Source organism: Flavobacterium sp. UBA7680 (assembly GCF_002482975.1).
GTDB lineage: Bacteria > Bacteroidota > Bacteroidia > Flavobacteriales > Flavobacteriaceae > Flavobacterium.
This window is the reverse complement of the sequence record NZ_DLHA01000048.1, coordinates 1-21,219: the sequence shown is the minus strand read 5'-3', so window position 1 is coordinate 21,219 and position 21,219 is coordinate 1. Positions and strand designations below refer to the sequence as shown.

Genomic DNA, 21,219 nt, shown 5'->3' with positions numbered 1-21,219 from the left:
CCCGATTGGATTAATTTTTGTCATTCAAAAAAATTATTAAAATTTAATTTGCTTTATTGGTAGGTGTTTTGGTGCTATCTGCTTTTATTTGCATTTAAAAATGTTCACAAAAAAGAAGTAAATGTTTACCCAAATGTTTACCCAATTCGATTATTTTCGTTACCTTGCACCGTATTACATTAATCCTTTCTATGGCAACGGTATCAATCATTTTCAGAAAAGACAAGCTAAATAAAAATGGGCAAGCACCTATTCATTTTCGTATAATCAAAGATAGAAAAATAAATTATATTTCCTCTAGTATTTTGTTATTTCCAAGTGAATGGGATGAGAAAAATAAGAAAGTTAAAAAATCGCATTCCAATAGCGCTAGGTTCAACTCCTACCTTGCAAATAAATTTACAGAATTACAGGACCAAGTTTTTGAGCATGAAACCTTTTCTAAATCAACAACAACAAAACAGCTAAAGAGTAAAATATTTGGTAAAAAGCCGTTACTGTTTTTCCCATTTGCCGAAAGTGTTTTTGAACGATATAAAAGACAGGGGCAAGTTGGAACTCACGACCGTTGTAAAGCTATTATCAATAAATTGAAAAAATACGTTAAAGAAGCTCCAATTTGTTTTCAAGAAATGACACCTGAATTTATGGTAGAATATGAAAAACATTTGCGTGGTAAGGAGCATAATAATAGTACAAATACAATCCACACGAATTTCAAATTTATAAGACAATTATTTAATGAAGCCATAAATAATGATGTTTTAGACGCTCAATTTTACCCCTTTAAAAAATTTAAAGTTAAAACTGAAAAAACTCAACGTCAGTACCTTACTGAAGATGAATTAACGGAAATTGAAAATGTAGATTGTATTAGCGGTGTGAAATTAGATTTGCATCGTGATATGTTTGTTTTTGCAGCTTACACAGGAGGGTTGAGAGTTTCCGATGTTCTAAAATTAAAATGGAAATATATTGATAAAACCCATATCAATTTAACTATCAAAAAAACTGGTAGTCAACTATCAATCAAGATTCCAGACAAAGCGTTTAAAATTATCGAAAAATACAAACCTAAAAAAGTAGAAAAAGATAATTACATTTTTCCAATGCTTCCTAATGGTTTAAAGGAAGATGATTTAGTTTTGTTAGATACTGAAATTTCGGGAGCAACGGCATACATTAATAAAAATTTAAAAACGATTGCTGAAAAAGCTAAAATAGGTAAGCCATTAAGCTTTCATATTAGTCGCCATACATGGGCAACTAGGGCTTTGCGTAAAGGAATTAGTATTGATAAGGTTTCTAAATTAATGGGGCATGCTCAAATCAAGGAAACTCAAATTTACGCTAAAATTGTTTCAGAGGAACTAGACAAAGCTATGGATATTTTCAACGATTAAAATACGAAAATTTTTATAATTAAATTGCTACAAAATATAGCAATTTAATGCTATATTTATAAACATTAACATTTTATTTAACTGTTTTGCTTTAATTTAGTAAAACAGTTTTTTGTTTTTGTTATGTACACCTTTGTTATTTGTTCGCCTTTTGTAGAACACCCAATCGTTGATGTCGCACACTATGATGCGGGAGAATTTGATATTTTCATTTTTGAAGAAGGACAGCCTTCCAACTTCTTAAATAAAAGTAAATTCAATTTAGAACAGTATTGTAAATGTTTGTTGCACAAACTATTTACAATACAAAAATCCAAAATAAAACCATTCATTCAATACCAATGCGATAAGATGCAAGAGCCTATTGTATGGCTTAATAAATTAGAAAAATTGATTGATCTAAATAGAGAGTTATTTACCACAAAAGACCAGGTTATTAAGTTCGAAAAATCTTTAATGATTATTGAAGTAATGCGTGATGTAATTGAGCAGAAGAAACAAGCACCGGATTCTAAATTTAACTTCGTTAAATTAAAATCCGACATCAAACAGTACAATTACGAAGAAAAGGTTTCCTATTTAATGGAGGCAAAAACAGAATATTTACAAAACAAGCCTAAAATTATTGATGTAAATGAAACTCCGTTTGATGAAAAAATAAATTTGGAATTAGACCTAATCAAATCGCAACAAAAATTAAATAAAAAACAAAACACTTCTAATAATCAAGAAGTTAATAGTCCTAAAAGTCCTACAAAAAACACAAAAAGTCCTACAGATTCCTGTAGGACTTCCGTAGGACTTTTTCAATTTAATTGCCAAACAAATATTTTTGTTGATGTATTTTTTCAGCTCACAAAAGAAATATCAGTTGACGGTAAACCTTTACTAAATGCAGGTTTTAATGAATTAGCACAATTCATTACAGATAATTTTATAGATAAAAATGGAAATCCATTAAGTTTAAATACAGTTAAAACAATTCTCAATACTTCTCGTCCCGAAAAACGACCCTCCTCAGAAAAAAGAATCAATCTGAAAATCAAAAACATACCAAAATAAAAAGTCCTAAAGTGGTCCTACAGAGACCAATAGACTTTTCTTGTCTGCTCAAATTTGCTCCATAATCTTAAAAACCAAAAAGAAAATGGAAGCAGTTATCTTATCTAAAGAGCAGTTCAATACATTGACTGGCTCAATCGAAGAAATCAAAACAAAAATCGACAATCAAAGCAAAAAACCTCAAGAGGTTTTTGTCGATAATCAGGAATTTTTATTGTTAATGAAAATTTCTAAACGCACCGCACAAACTTGGCGTGATGAAGGTAAAATCTCATTCTCTCAAGTTGGGAACAAAATCTACTACAAATTAAATGATGTAGAAGATTTATTGAATAAGCATTATGTTAAAGCATTTAAAAAGTAAGGAGGTGTAATATGGAAAAGTATCAAGAAACACTACACGACCTTACTTGGCCAGAATTGATGCAACAAGTTGCCTCAATTATTGGCAGAGATGAAAAATCATTAGAAAGCAATGTGAACTATTACATGAAATTATTTAATGACAGTAACACAGACAAAAATCAATTAAACAAACTTTTCGAAAAGCTTCAGTTAGACAAATTACGTCATGCATATTTCTCTGAACTGTTTGTAAGATTAGAAGAGCAGAATTACAAAATGATGATTATGAGCATTGAAAGTTGTATTAGACAAGAAACGAACATACAAAACAAATCACCCAAAGATTGGGTCGCAACAGTTCGTTTTGAGGACGGACAAATTAAAGTCTATTTCATGGCATTGTCTTATTACCAATAAAAGTAAATTATGTTTGATATTCCAGCACCAAAATCGCACAATGAACAACCTCGTTTACCTTTGGTAAACTTGGTTAGTTCTAGCGAAAAGCTAGAACAACTATTAGCATCACAGCGCAAAATAGCTGAGAATAAATGCAAACCAATTTCATTTTCTCAACCCATTGTTTGGCAAAAAGAGAACCCTGTTTTCTTTCCAAAAACAATCAATGTCATACAAGGTAAAGCAGGCGTACACAAATCACGCCTTGCCGAAACCATTTGCGCCTCATTGCTTAAAAAAACAGATTGTAATAATGATTTGTTAGGGTTTAAAACCAATTTGCTTACTCGTTATGCCATTTGCTATGTAGATACAGAACGAAATTTATCAGAGCAATTACCTTATTCCCTGCAACAAATTCAACTAAAGGCAGGATATGAAATAAACGAAGATCCTTACGGCTTCGATTATATTTCATTATTAGAATTTGGCAGAGAAGAACGGTTTGATATGTTGAATTTGTACCTGGAGCATGCTCGTAAAAAATTCCCCATTCACATATTTATTATTTTAGATGTCATAACAGATTGTGTCTTTAATTTCAATGATACTAAGGACAGTATGAAATTAATTGACATGATGAATCAAACAATCAACCGTTACGATGTAACATTTTTATGTTTAATACATGAGAACCCGGGTAGTGCAGATAAAGCCCGAGGCCATTTAGGAACTGAGATATTAAACAAAGCCAGTACCGTTATTCAAATTGGTTTTGAAAAAGATGCACAAAACCACAATACCGATTTATTAAAAGTGGCTTATTTAAAATGTCGTAGTTCAAAAAAACACGAGCCTTTTTATGTTCAATATTCCGATGCCGAAAAAGGTTTAGTTATGTCTGATTCAACCACAACACAAACTATTTTAGATAAGAAAAATCATAAAGCTGCGCTTTCTGAAACTTTAGACTTACTAGCCCAAATTTTAGTATCAGAAACCTCAAGAAAGGATTTAATAGAACTTTTAACTGATGAATTAGATTGTAGTAAGCGAACTGTCATAAGCCGCTTAAAACAAATTACAGATACCGCTATGGTCATCGTGCAAAATGAGGTAAACCACACACTTTGCACTCGTGCAATAAATAAAGAAATCATTTATTACTTAAATCCCTTAAAATCAAATGTTTAAATCAAAAATAAACACGAATGCAAAGTGCAAACCCATATATAAGGGTTTGCACTTTGCATTCATTACATTTATATTAAAATTGGACTGCATTTATATTTCATGAGTTGTTTTTTTGTCCTAAAGTTGCAACTAACATTAATATAGCTTCAATTTCTATAATTTTTATTTTTAAAGTTCGTAAGCTTCTTTTAGCCACATAAATATTCTTTGTATATATCTTTTAAATGTTCAAGCTCTGAATAGTTCATAACGATTAGTTAGTTTATCAAATTTACTCAAGAGATATTGAAAATCATTAAAAAACCTATAAAAAACCATCTATTTCAAATAGCGTTATTTCTATCAAAATTCATTAAAAAGAATAGCCTTGACTCATTTGCAGTTATCCTGAATTTTTAAGAGTACAGAGATACACCCCAGGAAATCTTTTTTGGTAATTCCATTTTCAAGAATTTCATCCTGTTTTATAAGGATAAGGTGCATTTTATTAACAATAAGGTTGCCATTCTTTGTCAGCTCAATTGAATTCTTCCTTCTGTTATCAGCAACTGTAACCCGTTTTGCAAACCCTTTTTTCTCTAAAATATCTATAGTTTTAACCATAGTAGAAGTTGTCTTCTCCATCCACTTGGCAAGATCTTGCTGGCTAATTTGCTTTCCTTTATTACATGAAATGTAATAAAGGACGCCTATTTGCTCAAATGTAATTTCCGACGTTAAATTCGCAAACGAGCTATTTACCTTTTTCAAAAGCAGTTTACCGGTTTGAATTATTGTAAACGCAAGTGTTTTCGGTAATTCGTTACAAGGCATAAATTGTTTGGATACTTATCCGTGTTAAAACTAATGTTTATTTTATTCAAATTCAACCAATTTTGGGACTAACTGACTAAAGCAATTTGGTTCTTTTTTCAATTATTGTCAGATTTTTTGCCTTAAATAAAATATCCGATTCAGCAATAACTTTAGTAAATTTTTGAAGGTTTTCAACGGGAAGAATTTCAAGTATGACTGAAATACATGGAAGTGCTGCACTTCTTATTTCCGAGTTTCCAAATTTTGCCATTTCTAAAAAAAGTGAAAGCCCTGATTCTAAAACAAGAAAATCCCCCTCCGTTATTATATCACATACTCTCTCGCGATAATCCCAAACATCTTTCCATTTTTTATTGGCTAAATTTGAAAAAGTTAGCAAAGTGAATTTATGAACGGCACTATTATTTGAATTTAGGCATATCGCTATGTCATCAAGATGACATTCCAGTAGATCTGGTTTGATTAAACTGATTTCATAAATCAAACTTATAAAATCAAATTCGGTTTCTGGATGATGCAAATTTGTTACGAGGGAATTTATTCTTTGAATGTTATTTTCTTCAACAATTTCCTTAGCAATTTCTTTTGACATTGAATCTAAATTTAAATTAATATAAGCTAAGATAGTAAATAATCGTTAAACAATATATGTTTAAACAAATAAATTTTTATTACAAGAAAAAAAACGGTTTAGAACTAAATTCTGATCTTATCTAAAAGTTTGTTTAGTTTCTTTAGGTCGTTTCATTTATAGTACTATTCTTGTTTAAATTCACCTCCTAAATAATTGTATTTGTCTTATGAATCGCTGTATGTAAAAAATCATTTTTTCATTTGTAGATGGGTGGAAATGAATCTTGATGATTAATTAATATACGATTATTATTCGGGGGGGGTATCTTTAGAATTAATTAAAGATGTATTAATAATAAAAATTAATAGTAAAAGAAAAATTATTTTATGTTTTTTAAAAATTTGCCATAATTAACAGTATTTATTTTAAATGACAACTTACTAAAGTATCAGAATTATAGGATTCACAAGTGTGAGCATATCCCTTTTTTCCTAGATTAGTAGTTTTTACACTATCCACATGTGTACCATTACCACTTTTAATATCTGAACAAACACACACATACTGTTTTTCACAGGAAAAAGTCAGATGGGAAAGGGTTAGTATTGTAAACATTAAAATTTTATACTTTATTTTTTGCTTAATCATTTTTTTATTTACAATGTGTTTTATTATTAATCATATCATTTATATACCGTTGAATAAATGATTGTGTAAAATTTAAAATTTCATTATCCCTTTTTTTATTTTTGCCAAAAATATTTTTAGTCAGCAAACTATCTTGTACAACATTATATGCTTCCAAGAAATATTGACTATTATAGATATACAATAAGCTATCCTGTTGAACATAATAATTAGGGGAAATGAACCATATTGCAGGCTTCTTTTCTAAGGAAAACATACTTTGCCCAAAAGCGTAGTATGATTTGTCATAATTTAGATAGTCGAGTATCGTCGGTAGAATATCGATTTGCTGAACTGTTTTATTTGATTTACCGTTTAGTTCATCATTTTTAAAAATGATAATAGGGATTGAGTATTGTCCGATTACATTAGAATAAAATTCATCATACGATTCGGCTGAATGGTCGGATGTTATCACAAATAAAGTGTTGTTGTACCAAGGTTGTTTTTTACATTCATTAAAAAATACACTTAATGAATAATCCGTGTAACCTAACGATTCTAAAATATCTTGATTGCCTTTAGGAAACCTGCCTTTAAAATTATCAGGAACTAAATAAGGATTATGAGAACTCAAAGTAAATATTGAAGCAAAAAAAGGTTCTTTATTTGTGCTAATAACGCCAGGTACTTTTCTTAAGAAAGCATCATCCCAAATACCCCATTGACCATCATAGTCATTTTCATTATTATACTCTGTTCGGCCATAATAATTCTCAAAACCAGCTATTTCGGCAAATGAATTAAAGTTCATAGTTCCATTGGTTCCGCCATGAAAAAAAGTTGTATGATATCCCTTCGTTTTTAATAAATTAGCTAATGTTTCAATTTTATTATTACTATATGCTGAGTTTATATATGGATTCTGCATTAATGGGGGTAATGATGCTAAAATAGACGGAATACCGTCCATAGATGTTTTTCCATTTGCATAGGCATTTGTGAATACTAAGGATTTTCTCATTAAACTATCTAAAAATGGAGTATAACTTTTTCTATTGCCAATATTTGTAAATTCTTTTGAAAAGCTTTCCAATATAATTACACATACATTTATATTTTTAAACGTTGATATTTCAGCTTTATGAATAGGGCTAAAATATGTGTCCGCTTTTTCATTCGGGATAAGATTTAAAGGCTTCATCTCGCTTAACTCTGTTGATTTTAGTAAAGAAAATGGAGTGTTAAGTACAATTGGGATATATTGCTGTTTTGTGTATTGAGCTGCGTCTAACAATACTATTGGGATTTTTTGCCAACCTCCTCTTATTCCCAAAATAGTTAATGAATTAAATAAAATAAAAATTGAAACGTAAATGCCAATATTATTAAAGGAGTAAGAATATATTTTTGGTTTTAATTTATTAAGTGTCAATTCATAGTATTTATAAAGTAACCATATAATAAATAAATAAAGAATTATTATATACCAATACTCTTCAATAAAGTGTGGTATTAACTCTAGGATATTTATCTGATTTCCGAAAATAAATTTGAATAATTGAATTGTAGATCTTCTTTGATTAAAAGGGAAATAAGCAAAATCTATAAAATTTAACATTACAAAAAACGCATTTATTAATACAAATATTGTTTTTAGTAGATTTTGATATTGTTTTGAATAGTAAAAAGGAAATGGAAGTAGAAATAATAAAATATAGAGAGAATTAGAGGCTGCAATGCTAAATGAGTCAAATCTTAAACCATAAAATAAAATCTTGAAAAACTCGCCTAATTCCATCTGTTGGAATGACGTACGATTGAAAAGATAAAAAAGGATTCTACATATTGAATACAATATATAAAGACCAGCTATTTGTTTCACTAATATTAATATTATTTGCTTATATGATACCACTTCATAACCGTTTAACCTATACGAAAACCCCTGTTGCTAAATGCTGGAAGCATTTCTTCAAAAGTATGTTCAATATGTTCATTCTCATTCATTAGAGCGAGACTATATATTAAAGGCACATAATGGTCGGGGGTAGGAGCTGCCATCATGCCTAATTTATTTTTTTCGTAATTGACTATGCTTTGTAAATCTCTTTTATCCAATTGTTGTTTTATCCATTGATCAAACTCTATATCCCAACCATAAGGCTTCATATTTCCATTAAAAAATCGTTTACCTGCTTCCTTTATATTATGCACAACCGCACCGCTGCCAATAATTAAAACGCCCTTATCTCGCAATGGTTTGAGTTGTTTTGCTAAATCAAAATGATATTGTGCGGATTGATAATAATCAATACTCATCTCAAAAACCGGAACATCAGCCTTTGGAAACATGTGTTTAAGCATAGGCCATGCACCATGATCTAAACCCCACTCTGTAGTTTCTTTAACTTTTGGTATAAGCTTGGTTACTTCCTTTGCCATTTCTGGTGAACCGGGAGCAAGGTATTTCTGAGTATAATATTCGGGTGGAAAACCGTAATAATCATAAATAGTTTCAGGTGCAGTACTTACATTTACAAGAGTCCCTTTCGTGCACCAATGTGCTGATACTACCAAAATGGCTTTTATTTCATTTTCTTTTCTAATTTTTTCTCCTATTTGTGCCAAACTTGTTAAAAAGGGATTTGAGTTTAGCCCTAAAGGAATGTCCATTGGATTTCCATGTGATGTAAAAAGTACAGGCATTTTCTCAGTTAAAGAAAAAGAGGAAGTAATTTTTGCAAATGCCTGTAACTTCATATTATACGTGACTAATGGGGCTAACGCTAAAAGTTTTAAAAAATCTTTGCGTTCCATGAAATTATTTTTTTGTAAACGAAGCGAGCATTTCCGGATTACGCAAATAATTAGCAACCCAAACTAACAAGAGCATTACTATTTGTGGAATAAACATTTCTGCATTACTCATGTGCGTTACAATTGCACCACCTAAGTGTGCGCTTAATAATAAAACTCCGAGTGATGATGTTCTTGGAATTAGAAACAAAATGGCAGCGATGAGTTCGCCCATTCCTATTAACATAAGTTTACCATCCAATCCCCATTTAATAAAGTTTTGTGCTATTTCCGCGTTTGCACCAGCCATCAATTTCATTGAAGCGCTCATAATAAATAAGGCTGACATAAGCCCCACGAATATCCATGTTGTTACTTTTCTCGCTGTAGATAATTTTATTGGTTCCATAGTTATTATTATTTAAGTTTTGGATTTATTATTTTCAAAAATTCGATTCTGAGATGGTTCCTGTTTTGTCTTGGGTACACCATTAATAATTTACCCAAAAACGCATTAAAATTTTTCTAATTCAAAGTTTTAAATCTCTTATTAAATTGTTTCATATCAAACCATTGCTTACAGTTGCTTCCTTTTTCACTTTTTCGTATAATTGAAACTTCAATACTATTAATTGTCTTATTGGATATTTCGCAACGGGTGTTGTCTGAATCAATAATAGTTTGTCCGATAGTAAATTCTTCAATATTCATAGCAAACTCTTTCCTCTTTTCATCTATGTATTTTTTTAGCCCCATGTTTTTTAAAGTTCTTAAATAATTGGTACCTTACCCATTCAAGGCATAAAATAAAAAATCAAGGCTAATATCAAACCAAATAACATACCCGTCATAATCATTTGCCAAGCCTTAATACGATCTTTTCTGTAATTTTCTTTTTGATCAATGGAAAATGTTTTGCCGATATCTCCAAAATTAAATACGCCTTTTATTCCGAAAGCAACGCAAAACTTAAAGTACCATTGCTGAAAACTTACACCAAGCGAAGTCGCAGGGATAAAAAGAATTAATCGCCATATTTTGTTTGCATCAAGCATAAATAGTAAAACAATTACTGTAATAGTCAATACAATAGAAAAGATGGTTGCTTTTTTTCTCCTGTTTATTTCTTCGTGGCCAATGTTACATGCACCCGGAATGTAGTGATTATCCGAATCACTGCTGTTCTTGTTTTCCTGAAACACCGACATAAAAAGAGTTTCGGAATTTATTGAAATTGCTTTTGCTTTCATTTTTATATTTTATTAGTTTGAATAATAAAAACGTTCGTTAATAATTTGTCCATCTTTCCATTTCTGCACTGCAACCTGGCACATTTTCATACGAGGAGCACCTTTATAAGTAACATCCATTTCCCATTCAGATGTTGTTACATTATCACCAACAGCAACTGATTTCACTTCCGCTCCATGAAAGGCTTCAATCATTTGCATAGCTTGTAACTCTCTTTCTCGATTTGCAGATTTTCCAACTGTAGGTGGATTAGAATTTTCCTGCATTATTACATCTTCATGGTAATACTTTTCAAAAGCATCCATTTGTTTTCCAGTAAGAATCATTTGATTCAATTCCTCAATTTTTTCTTTTAAGTTCATAGGATTCAATTTTTAGTTAATATTTCAAGTAAAGGTAGTAATTTATATGTTTAAACATATATTGTTTAAACGAATATTATAATTTGGTTGTATTGTATTGATAAACAATTAGGTATGCTATTTGTTGCTTAAAAAATGAAAATAAAGTGATCAGTAATTCAAGCTCCGCTTCAATATATAAGCAGGTGGAAAGGGACAGATTTAAACTTTTTAATAATGTTCCTGATAATTTCTTCTGAAATGTTTACCTTCGCACTTCTTATAAAATTTTAACATTATGGCAGATTCACCAGGATATTCTATAACATATGACAACAAAATAAAAGCAGTTGTTTGTGTTTGGAAAGGTTATTCTAATAGCTGGGAATTTCGAGAGGGCACAGAAAAATATTTGAGCCTATTAGTCCAAAAAAAAGTCTCAAAAATGTTAGTTGATTTAAAAGAAATGATATTGATAGGTAAAGAAGATCAGGATTGGATGGATAGAAGTTATCTTCCAAAAGCTGTTGAAGAAGGATTAAAAGCGGTAGCGGTAGTTCAACCTGATTATTACTTTAATAAGGTGGCGGTTGAGAGTATTTTGTTTAAATTGAATATGCGGCCTGTACAAGTAAATTATTTTAAAACCTTTGAAGAGGCAAAAGAATGGCTGTCGATGTTTTAATTTTTTCAATTGATAAGATTCTTGAGAAAACTCAAACATCTCTCAAAGTAAAGTTTATAAACTTCGTTAGGTAATTCGAGTGGAAGTCCAGCTTATGTATAAAAATATACTCATCAATATCTGCATCAATCTTTTCAAATAATTCGGTAGAAGAACCGATATTGTTTCGGATAGATCCATGTCGTTTTTTGACTCAAATAATCAGTTGAAATTTCACATCTTCTGTCTTCAAGAAAAGTAAAAAAATTAAATTTGCGAATTTCTTTATTGTTAGTTTAAGTCATATCTACCACAAATTAACTCCGTCACTATCTGTGGAGAACAGTTATTGTCTCTTCCTGAAAATGGCTAACATGTTTTTATTGATGACTTCTTATTTTATTCAATAGTAAATTAAGTTGTTTAATCTCCTTATCTGATAAGTGTTCTACAAATCCTTCAAAATTTCCAATATCCTTATCCATTTCACTAACAAGATTATGCCCAATAATATTCAACTTTACGTTAATTTTTCGCCTATTCTTTTGATCTTGCCTACGAACTACTAAATTTTTCTCCAGAAGCCTTTCAACCAGTCGTGTTATATCCGAACTTTTATCAAGCATTTGCAGCTTAATGGCAGAAACCATCATAGATTTAGGATAAACTTCGTTTAAAATTTTAAGTATGTTAAATTGCTGAGCAGTGACGTTGTATGCTTTTAAGACAACGTGGTACTCACTATGCAACCAATTGTTTGTAAAATAGATATTTACTAAAGCTTTTTGCCTATCATTAATGAAACTATAAAACTCTAACCCCTCTTTAGCCATATTTAATTATGTTCTTTATACAAAACTACTAAAATTTCAAAATTGTCGAACAATTAAATTTATATTTTCTATTCCAAGTTCGATAAGTTGTAGAATTTAACTCTTTAATTATAATTTCCTGGAATAATTTAAAAGAGGAAATTCGATAAATATGTTAAACAATTAAACAATTATCGTTTAAACATCTATTTGAAATTAAATTTTAATTACTTGATATACACATATTTAATAAGATAATATAATAAATAATAACACAGGAAACCTTGTAATATAAAATAGTTTTCTTAGTTTTGGCGACCTTAATGATAGAAGAAAATCAAAATAGACTTCTCGAAGCCGCAAAAGAACTTTTCTTTATGCACGGAATAAAGAGAGTAACTGTCGACGACATTTGTCGGCATATAGGTGTGTCTAAAAAAACTCTATACTTGTTTTTTAAGAATAAAGAAGAGCTTATCGAATGTCTTCTCGAGAAAAATCTTAATGAACATAAAAAAGAATTTGAGCAAATATTTAAAAAATCAAACAATTCAATACAGGAAATTATTCTTTTAATGGAACATTTAGCTGTAATGTTTTCAGAAATAAATCCATATGTGTTTTATGATCTGCAAAAATACCATCCTGATGTTTGGAAACAGTTTAAAGAATTTAAGGAAACCTTTTTGTTTCAAATTATTGTGAAAAATTTGGAAAAAGGTATCCAAGAAGACTTATACAGGCATAAAATAAATATAGAAATATTAGCAAGGTTACGCATCGAAGAAACTCAAATGGCCTTAAATCCTTTGATATTTCACAAGGAAAAATACAAAATTTCGGATATTCAAATTGAATTATTGGATCATTTTTTACATGGTATTACTACTTTGAAAGGTCATAAACTAATAAATAAATACAGACAAATAAATGAAGAAGAATAATTTATGAAAAATATTTCAATAATAATAATTGGCACTGTTATCTCTTTTCAAACAGTTGCTCAAAATAAGAACGAGCCTGCAAAAAACCTTTCATTGAAAGAAGCAATCGAATTTGCATTAGTAAATAACTCTAGTATAAAAAATGCTGAATTGGATATTGATGCATCAAGGTATAAGAAAAAGGAAATAAGAGGTATGGGGCTTCCGCAAATATCTTCTTCTTTTGATTTGAAAGATTATGAGAAGCTACCAACGCAATTACTTCCTGGTCAATTTTTCGGCGCACCAGCCGGAACCTATATTCCTGTGCAATTTGGTGTAAAATACAACGCTACAGGTACGATTCAGGCTAGTCAGATTGTTTTTAATAGTGACTACATTGTTGCCTTGCAATCCGCAAAGTCATTTTTAGAATTGTCTGAAAAAAATCATCAGCGTTCACAAATTGAAACAAAAGCTACAATTACTAAAGCCTATTATACCGCTTTAGTGAGCAAGGAAAGGTTGAAATTGCTTCAGGCTAATGTGGATCGTTTAAAAAAATTAGTTGATGACTCCAAATCATTAAACACAAATGGTTTTGTTGAGAAAATTGATGTTACTCGTGTAACTGTTGCCTATAATAATTTGCTTTCGGAAAAGGAAAAAATAGAACGTTTAGTTGGGCTGACCGAAAGTGTTTTGAAATTTCAAATGGGAATGGAAATTAAATCGCAAATATTCCTTACAGACTCCTTACATCTTGATAATATTCCCGTAGTTGATATTTCTTCTTCTAGTGAATTAAACTATAAAAATCGGATTGAATATTCTTTGTTGGAATCTCAACAAAAATTAAGCGAACTTGATGTGAAGAGGGGTAAATTAAGATATTTACCTTCTATATTTCTATATGGTAATTACAGTGCACAAGCACAACGAAACGAGTTTGACTTTTTTGACGCCAGCAAAAAATGGTATCCAATTGGTATAATTGGTGGAACTATAAATCTTCCGTTGTTCGATGGTTTTCAAAATCATTATAGATTGCAACAATCTAAAGTTAACTTGATGAAGACGGTTAACAGTATAGACAATTTAAAGAATGCTATTGATTTGGAAATTGAAACTTCTAAATCAAGTTTATTAAATGCTTTGAACACATTAAATATTCAGAAAACCAATATCGAACTTGCGAAAGAGGTTTATGATGTTGCAAAGAAAAAATACGAGCAAGGCAGTGGTTCCAGCATTGAAGTTATGAATGCAGAAACGGCATTAAAAGAAGCTCAAACCAATTATTATAATGCTTTGTACGAATATTTTACAGCAAAGGTTGACTACGAAAAGGCCACAGGTGTAATAAAATAAAAAAAGAATAAACCTAAAAATAAAACAACTTAACTACCATATGAAAAAATTAGTAATTATAATCTTCATAACAGGATTAATAGCTTCTTGCGGATCGGGAGATAAAAAGGCAAAATTAGAAAAACTCAAGCAACAAAGTTCTGATTTATTAGAACAAATAAAAAAACTTGAAGATGAGATTGCTTTAAGTGGGGATACAACAATTAGTAATCTAAAAACAAAAGACATCTCCATAAAACCCATCACTTTTGAAACCTTCAAACATTTTATAGATGTTCAAGGCCGTGTAGATGGTGACGAAAATGTAACTGTTAGTGCTAAAATGGCTGGTGCTGTTGACCATATATTAGTGAATGAAGGGGATGAAGTTTCTGAAGGACAGGTGCTCGCTGAACTTGATAATTCTGTTTTTAAGCAAAGTCTGGAGGAACTAAAAAACGCGCTTGCTTTTGCATCTGACGTTTATGAAAAACAGAAAAATTTGTGGGATCAGAAAATTGGCACGGAAATACAATTTTTATCTGCTAAAAACAATAAGGAAAGTTTAGAGAAGAAAATTTCAACTTTAAAAGAACAAATGGAGCTTTCAAAAATAAAATCACCAATTAATGGGGTAGTTGATGGGATTGATATAAAAATAGGTCAATCAGTAATGCCTGGTGTGCCGGCAATAAGGGTGGTCAACCTTAATAAATTAAAAGCGAAAGCTGAAATTTCCGAATCCTATGCTTCAAAAGTAAAAAAAGGAAACGATGTTATAATTTTCTTACCTGATTTAAATAAAGAAATTCCATCAAAAATATTTTATACTTCTAAAGTTATAAATAATACAACCAGAACTTTTAGCGCGGAGGCAGATTTAGATTCACAAAATCAAGATTATAGACCAAACATGATTGCTGTTCTAAAGGTTGTTGATTACCATAAGGATTCGGCGATTGTAGTTCCACTCAATCTTGTCCAACATTCAGGTACTTCTGAATATGTTTATATTGTTGGTGTCAAAAACGGAAAAGAAATTGCCATAAGAAAGGATATTACTCTTGGGCAGGTTTATAACGGCAAAGCAGAAATAATTACGGGATTAAACCTAAACGACAAACTAATAACGTCAGGTTATTTGGATTTAACTGAAGGTGTTCTAATTAAATACTAAATATTTTAATTGTGGAAAAGAAATTTAAAGAGTTCAAATTAACAAGTTGGTCTATTGATAATAAATCGGCCATCTACGTGCTAACCATTTTTATTACGTTAGCGGGAATGTTTTCATACAACAGTATTCCTAAGGAAAAATTCCCTGATATCGTTATCCCTACAATTTATGTTAGCACTATTTACCCTGGTAGTTCGCCAAAAGACATGGAAAATCTAGTTTGTAAACCACTTGAAAAACAGATTAAATCTATATCAGGAGTAAAGAAACTTACAAGTAATTCCGTACAGGATTTCTCTAATATCATTGTTGAATTTAACACAGATGTAGAGGTTGCTGTAGCAAAACAAAAGGTAAAGGATGCAGTAGATAAGGCAAAAAAGGATTTGCCGAAAGACCTCCCTTCCGAACCAAGCGTGATGGAGGTAGAATTTTCTGAAATGCCGATAATGTTTGTGAACATTTCAGGAGATTATGAGTTAAGCCAGTTAAAAAAATATGCAGATGAGTTACAAGACAGAATAGAATCTCTTAAGGAGATTACAAGAGCGGATATGGTTGGTGCTTTAGAAAGGGAAATTCAAATTAATGTGGACATGTACAGAATGCATGCTGCCAAACTTTCAATGGCAGATATAGAAAGGGCGATTGCTTCAGAAAATTTGATTATTTCCGGAGGAAGTGTTGATATGGACGAAATGGCAAGAACAATAAGTGTTTCGGGAGAGTTTTCTGATGTTGATAATATAAAAAACATTGTTGTTAATTCAATGGTTGGTGCACCTGTTTATTTAAAAGATGTTGCTGATGTTAAAGATGGTTTTCTGGAACAAGAAAGTTATGGCCACCTTGATAACAAAAAGGTAATTACTTTAAATATCATTAAAAGAGGTGGTGAAAACCTGATTAATGCTTCTGATAAGATTAATGACATTATAATAGAAATGAAAAAATCATCATTTCCTGAAGATTTGGTTATTAAAACAACAGGAGATCAATCGTCTCAAACCCGAACTACATTACACGATTTAATTAATACCATTATCATTGGCTTTATTCTCGTAACAATTATTCTGATGTTCTTTATGGGTGCTACCAATGCAATTTTCGTTGGATTATCTGTACCTCTATCCATGTTTATCGCATTTATGATTTTACCCGGAATTGGATTTACCATGAATATGATTGTGTTGTTTGCTTTTCTACTTGGTTTAGGTATTGTGGTTGATGATGCAGTTGTTGTTATAGAAAACACACACCGAATTTTCGATAACGGAAAAAAGAATATTGTTACTGCGGCTAAGCAAGCGGCAGGTGAAGTGTTCCTGCCTGTATTATCGGGAACCATAACAACACTTGCGCCCTTTATACCACTTGCGTTTTGGGGAGGCACTATTGGCAAATTTATGCACTTTATGCCCGTAACAATGATTATTACATTGAGTGCATCGCTCATCGTTGCTTATATTATTAATCCAGTATTTGCAGTTAATTTTATGAAACCACACGAAAAGCACCATGGTAAAAAAAGTCGTAAAGGATTAGTTATTACTGCTGTTGTAATGGTAATGATTGCTTTATTGTTTTATATAACTGGTTCTCCAGGAAAAGGAAATTTCATTATTTTAATGTTACTGATTTATACTTTGTATAGTTTACTAATTGAGAAAATGATTGCCAGGTTTCAGGAAAAAACATGGCCTGCCGTTCAGAATTCATACGCTCGATTTTTGAATTGGACACTTGATCGTCCATATAAAGTTGTTGGATTGACAATAGCCTTGCTTATTGGCTCTGTAATGCTAACAGCATTAAGAAATCCTAAAGTAGTTTTCTTTCCTAAAGGAGATCCAAATTTTATTTATGTATATGCAACCTTACCTGTTGGTACAAAAGCTTCGGCTACCGACTCCATTGCGAAAATAATTGAAGGTAGAATATATAAGGTAATTGGAGAAAAAAATCCAATAGTTGAATCAGTAATTACAAACGTAGCTGTTGGTGCTTCTGAAAATAGAGATGACAGAGGAAAGTATTCAAACAAAGCAAAGGTTGGAGTAGCATTTGTTGAATTTGGATTGCGAGATGGGGTTTCAACTGCAAAATATTTAGATGAAATTAGAACTGCCGTTAAGGGTATTCCGGGAGTAGAGATGTCTGTTGATCAGGAACAAAATGGGCCACCTACTGCCAAACCTATTAATATTGAAATAAGTGGTGATAAATTTGAAGATTTGGTGGCAACCTCGCTTTCCCTAAAGAAAACGCTTGATTCGCTTCAGGTAGCGGGCGTAGAAGAACTTAAATCTGACTTGCAACTAAATAAGCCTGAAATAAAAATTAATATTGACAGGGAACGAGCAAATAGAGAAGGAATATCAACCGCTCAAATAGGAATGGAACTTCGTAATGCAGTTTATGGCAAGGAGGTTTCTCGCTTTAAAGATGCAAACGATGATTATCCAATCATGCTTCGTTATAATAAGTCACAGAGAAATAATATTGAAGAATTGCAAAACCTTAAAATTACCTACCGTGACATGAATATGGGTGGTGCTATCCGCCAAATTCCATTATCCGCTTTTGCTAAAGTAGATTACACTAGCACTTACGGAGGAATAAAAAGAAAAAATCAAAAAAGAGTGATTACTCTTTCTTCTAATGTACTTTCTGGATTTAATGCTAATAAAGTAAATGCTGCATTGCTATCGGTTACAAAAAACTTTAAAACTCCGCAAGGTGTAATTGTTGAATTAACAGGCGAAAAGGAGGAACAAAAAGAAGCGGCTGCATTTATGGGACGAGCTTTGATGATTTCCGTTTTTATAATTTTATTAATATTAATTATTCAGTTTAATTCATTTAGTAAAACATTAATAATTCTGTCTGAAATTATTTTAAGTGTAATTGGTGTTCTTCTTGGCTTGGCTATTTTCAATATGGATATTTCAGTTGTAATGACCGGAATTGGAATTGTTGCTTTAGCTGGTATAGTCGTCAGGAATGGTATATTACTCGTAGAATTTACCGATACTCTTGTTGAGAACGGCATGTCGGTTCGAGATGCTGTTATTGAAGGTGGGCGTATAAGAATGACCCCCGTAATTTTAACAGCCACCGCTACAATATTGGGCATGATTCCACTTGCAGTAGGGTTCAATATTGATTTTGTTACAATGTTTACAGAATTAAACCCAAAAATTTATTTTGGGGGTGATTCTGTTGCGTTTTGGGGTCCTTTGTCATGGACAATTATTTTCGGATTAAGTTTCGCAACCTTTATCACGTTAATATTAGTTCCTGTAATGTATTTAATTGCATTTAAAACCAAAGAAAAAACCAAAAGAGTAATTTCAGGTGTTAGAAAAAAGAAGGTTGCCCCTGCTTTAAATTGAGATTACGTAGATGAAACTAATTAAAAATTCAGTTTTATGAAAAAGAAAGAAGCAGATAAATTGTTGCTTAAAGCAAGTTACTTGTTGGAGCAAACTATTACTTTAAAAAATCCAAACTCAATTCCTCCTCTTAAAGAAGAGCAGTATTTGGTAGAAAGTTTTGGAGCAGCCAAAATATATTTTGGAAGTTCCAACTCAATTAAGTGGTATGAAGTCTGGGCAAATTTAAAAAATGTAAAAACAGGAAAGATGCACAAAATGTTTTTACAGCTGTTAATAAATATCTTTCCAAATAATAAGATTTCAAATTAAAAAAGCTCAAAAAAAATTTAATAAACAAAACAACGATTTTTCTTAATCGATATTATTTTAAGAACTAACTCAGTTATTGTAATAAATGAGTTAGAAAAATAATTCTGATAATGGTCTCCGTCTGATAGGCAGTGCACCCAGTAATATGGGTGAGTACGGTTCAAATCCGTAGGGGACCTTTTTTCTGCTTCCATATAAAATAAAAAGAGAAAGGACAGTTTTTGAACTTTTTTTAGTTTCTAATAATCCCTTAATCTAACGTTTACCTTTACGCTTCTTATATTGTTTATCGATGTCGATGAATCATTTATTGATGGAAAGTGTTTCCAAGAATGAAAAAAAATAAAATAGTCAAAAAAGCATACTTCCATTGAATAAAAAAGACAATAAATTGATAGTACAATTTATTTGGATAGTATAAAAGGAGGAAATGTTCAATCCTACAAAGACATATATATGGGTTTACTCTCTGCATTTGCCATAAAAAATCCACCTCTGCATTAATCAATGAAATATTATAGTTAATCATATTATAATTAGAGATTTTTTTAATACATTAGGCTTATGGATAGAGTAATACTTATAGAATATATATTAAATAATAGCTCTCAATATAAAAAAGAACAATTAGAACATATGTCTATTCAATCCTTAGTGATTATCAAAGTCGGTATAGAATTAACCATTAATAAAATTGGTGTTATATTTTTGTTTTTAATTACCTCACTTTCCCAAGTTTAACAACATAATATAATGTTGGTATCATTATTAAAGGAAAAGATAACAAAAATAAATAAAGAGAATATTCAGTGTCTTTTCCTTGTACACTCTGTAAAACAAATACAGTAACAATTACAAAAAATAAATTAACAAATGTTTTAACGGTTCTTGTCATTTTTGCCGTTAATCTATATTGCTCTTCAATATTATTTCCCGTCATTCTTGATTTATATAACCCTGGGTTAAATGATATTACAGTCATTAATGAGTAAACAAAAACAGCAATTACAAATAATACCCAAAGTATATATTTACTTCCATAGTTATCTACTTTGCCCGTACTATCAAAATGTATAGGAATAATATCGGGTAAAATAGGCACCGTAACGGCAATAATTAAAGCATTAATAGCTAATAATAGTAGGGCAATGGATTCCCAAATTTTATCATTTTTATTACCTTTTATTTTCATTTTCTAGTATTTTGAAAGCAATTTTTTAATACTAAATCCCTGAACCAAAATCGAAAAAACAATAAATAGGCCCATTAAATTTTATTCAAATATCTATATCTTCTATGCTCATTACTTCAACAATAGTACTCGTTTGAAGATTATTTGTTATAAAACCATATTTAGCTAATAAATCATTACTAAGCAATTTCTTTCTGCAATAATTTTATTGAAAATTAATAAAAATAATTTAAACTTTTTATTCTATACATAAATTTAGAACAGGTAAAGCAGTGTTCATTAGTCTGCTCCCAAAAACAAAACATGCCTGAGCAATCATTAAAATGTAAAAAAATCGCTCGTGAACAATACTTATTGGCCAAAACACTTGATACCCGTACGTATGATAAATACATAGAAGTTTTCATAAAATAAAAATGCTATCATAGTTTATATTATTTTTTAGTTTTGGGCATTACCGCCTGTTGGCGGTCGGGCTTTATGCCTGTATCTTTTTACAACTGGTGAAAAACCAGTCATAAAAAGGATACTGGCAACAATCCCTAATGCACGGCTAAGCATAATAAAAATATACTTCCGCTCC

Annotated in this window: 21 protein-coding genes; 11 read left to right on the top strand and 10 right to left on the bottom strand. The window is 30.7% G+C overall.

Going from position 1 to position 21,219, the window contains the following annotated elements; all coding sequences use genetic code 11:
* Positions 1-191 precede the first annotated feature (191 nt).
* From B3C18_RS19855 to B3C18_RS19835, 5 genes are all read left to right on the top strand, one after another.
* Entirely contained in the window at positions 192-1,403 is a 1,212-nt protein-coding gene (locus tag B3C18_RS19855; RefSeq protein WP_291150728.1) for a site-specific integrase, read from the top strand.
* 123 nt (positions 1,404-1,526) lie between these two features.
* The gene (locus B3C18_RS19850) at positions 1,527-2,465 is read left to right on the top strand and encodes a hypothetical protein (protein WP_291150726.1); all 939 of its coding nucleotides are present in this window, start codon (positions 1,527-1,529) and stop codon (positions 2,463-2,465) included.
* 85 nt (positions 2,466-2,550) lie between these two features.
* Positions 2,551-2,829 (top strand): helix-turn-helix domain-containing protein, encoded by a 279-nt coding sequence (locus tag B3C18_RS19845; RefSeq protein ID WP_291150723.1) that lies wholly within the window; start codon positions 2,551-2,553, stop codon positions 2,827-2,829.
* Positions 2,830-2,840: 11 nt separating this feature from the next.
* Positions 2,841-3,227: a hypothetical protein gene (locus B3C18_RS19840; protein WP_291150721.1), complete on the top strand. Its 387-nt coding sequence runs from the start codon at positions 2,841-2,843 to the stop codon at positions 3,225-3,227.
* 9 nt (positions 3,228-3,236) lie between these two features.
* Positions 3,237-4,403, top strand: coding sequence for a hypothetical protein (locus B3C18_RS19835; protein ID WP_291150719.1), 1,167 nt, complete (start codon positions 3,237-3,239; stop codon positions 4,401-4,403).
* Positions 4,404-4,775: 372 nt separating this feature from the next.
* On the opposite strand, the gene B3C18_RS19830 is transcribed toward B3C18_RS19835, so the two are convergent.
* From B3C18_RS19830 to B3C18_RS19795, 8 genes are all read right to left on the bottom strand, one after another.
* Complete coding sequence (locus tag B3C18_RS19830; RefSeq protein ID WP_291150716.1) at positions 4,776-5,216, bottom strand: MarR family winged helix-turn-helix transcriptional regulator; 441 nt, start codon at positions 5,214-5,216, stop codon at positions 4,776-4,778.
* 76 nt (positions 5,217-5,292) lie between these two features.
* Positions 5,293-5,811, bottom strand: a complete 519-nt coding sequence (locus B3C18_RS19825) for a hypothetical protein (RefSeq protein ID WP_291150714.1) — start codon at positions 5,809-5,811, stop codon at positions 5,293-5,295.
* Positions 5,812-6,445: 634 nt separating this feature from the next.
* Positions 6,446-8,221: an LTA synthase family protein gene (locus B3C18_RS19820; protein ID WP_291150711.1), complete on the bottom strand. Its 1,776-nt coding sequence runs from the start codon at positions 8,219-8,221 to the stop codon at positions 6,446-6,448.
* Positions 8,222-8,349: 128 nt separating this feature from the next.
* The gene (locus B3C18_RS19815) at positions 8,350-9,240 is read right to left on the bottom strand and encodes a dioxygenase (protein WP_291150709.1); all 891 of its coding nucleotides are present in this window, start codon (positions 9,238-9,240) and stop codon (positions 8,350-8,352) included.
* A 4-nt stretch (positions 9,241-9,244) separates the two neighbouring features.
* Positions 9,245-9,628 (bottom strand): DoxX family protein, encoded by a 384-nt coding sequence (locus tag B3C18_RS19810; RefSeq protein WP_291150705.1) that lies wholly within the window; start codon positions 9,626-9,628, stop codon positions 9,245-9,247.
* A gap of 116 nt (positions 9,629-9,744) precedes the next feature.
* Positions 9,745-9,975, bottom strand: a complete 231-nt coding sequence (locus B3C18_RS19805; RefSeq protein WP_291150702.1) for a hypothetical protein — start codon at positions 9,973-9,975, stop codon at positions 9,745-9,747.
* A gap of 38 nt (positions 9,976-10,013) precedes the next feature.
* The gene (locus B3C18_RS19800; RefSeq protein WP_291150700.1) at positions 10,014-10,469 is read right to left on the bottom strand and encodes a hypothetical protein; all 456 of its coding nucleotides are present in this window, start codon (positions 10,467-10,469) and stop codon (positions 10,014-10,016) included.
* Between the two features lie 12 nt (positions 10,470-10,481).
* On the bottom strand, positions 10,482-10,832 hold the full coding sequence (locus tag B3C18_RS19795) for a nuclear transport factor 2 family protein (RefSeq protein ID WP_291150697.1): 351 nt from the start codon (positions 10,830-10,832) through the stop codon (positions 10,482-10,484).
* A 277-nt stretch (positions 10,833-11,109) separates the two neighbouring features.
* Between B3C18_RS19795 and B3C18_RS19790 the strand changes: the two genes are divergently transcribed.
* Positions 11,110-11,496 (top strand): STAS/SEC14 domain-containing protein, encoded by a 387-nt coding sequence (locus B3C18_RS19790; protein ID WP_291150694.1) that lies wholly within the window; start codon positions 11,110-11,112, stop codon positions 11,494-11,496.
* Positions 11,497-11,855: 359 nt separating this feature from the next.
* Here the strand turns inward: B3C18_RS19790 and B3C18_RS19785 are convergent, their stop codons facing one another.
* Entirely contained in the window at positions 11,856-12,308 is a 453-nt protein-coding gene (locus B3C18_RS19785) for a MarR family winged helix-turn-helix transcriptional regulator (RefSeq protein WP_291150692.1), read from the bottom strand.
* 302 nt (positions 12,309-12,610) lie between these two features.
* Here B3C18_RS19785 and B3C18_RS19780 point away from each other — a divergent pair, with 302 nt between their 5' ends.
* Genes B3C18_RS19780 through B3C18_RS19760 form a run of 5 tightly spaced genes read left to right on the top strand, consistent with a single transcriptional unit; the run spans position 12,611 to position 19,444 of the window.
* Complete coding sequence (locus B3C18_RS19780) at positions 12,611-13,231, top strand: TetR/AcrR family transcriptional regulator (protein ID WP_291150690.1); 621 nt, start codon at positions 12,611-12,613, stop codon at positions 13,229-13,231.
* A 3-nt stretch (positions 13,232-13,234) separates the two neighbouring features.
* Positions 13,235-14,581: a TolC family protein gene (locus B3C18_RS19775; protein WP_291150681.1), complete on the top strand. Its 1,347-nt coding sequence runs from the start codon at positions 13,235-13,237 to the stop codon at positions 14,579-14,581.
* A 40-nt stretch (positions 14,582-14,621) separates the two neighbouring features.
* Positions 14,622-15,737 carry an efflux RND transporter periplasmic adaptor subunit gene (locus tag B3C18_RS19770; protein WP_291150679.1) on the top strand — a complete coding sequence of 372 codons (1,116 nt, stop codon included), beginning with the start codon at positions 14,622-14,624 and terminating at the stop codon, positions 15,735-15,737.
* A gap of 11 nt (positions 15,738-15,748) precedes the next feature.
* Positions 15,749-19,132, top strand: coding sequence for an efflux RND transporter permease subunit (locus tag B3C18_RS19765; RefSeq protein ID WP_291150677.1), 3,384 nt, complete (start codon positions 15,749-15,751; stop codon positions 19,130-19,132).
* Positions 19,133-19,168: 36 nt separating this feature from the next.
* Positions 19,169-19,444, top strand: coding sequence for a hypothetical protein (locus B3C18_RS19760; RefSeq protein WP_291150675.1), 276 nt, complete (start codon positions 19,169-19,171; stop codon positions 19,442-19,444).
* A gap of 718 nt (positions 19,445-20,162) precedes the next feature.
* On the opposite strand, the gene B3C18_RS19755 is transcribed toward B3C18_RS19760, so the two are convergent.
* Entirely contained in the window at positions 20,163-20,636 is a 474-nt protein-coding gene (locus tag B3C18_RS19755) for a DUF1648 domain-containing protein (RefSeq protein WP_291150673.1), read from the bottom strand.
* Positions 20,637-21,219: the final 583 nt, after the last annotated feature.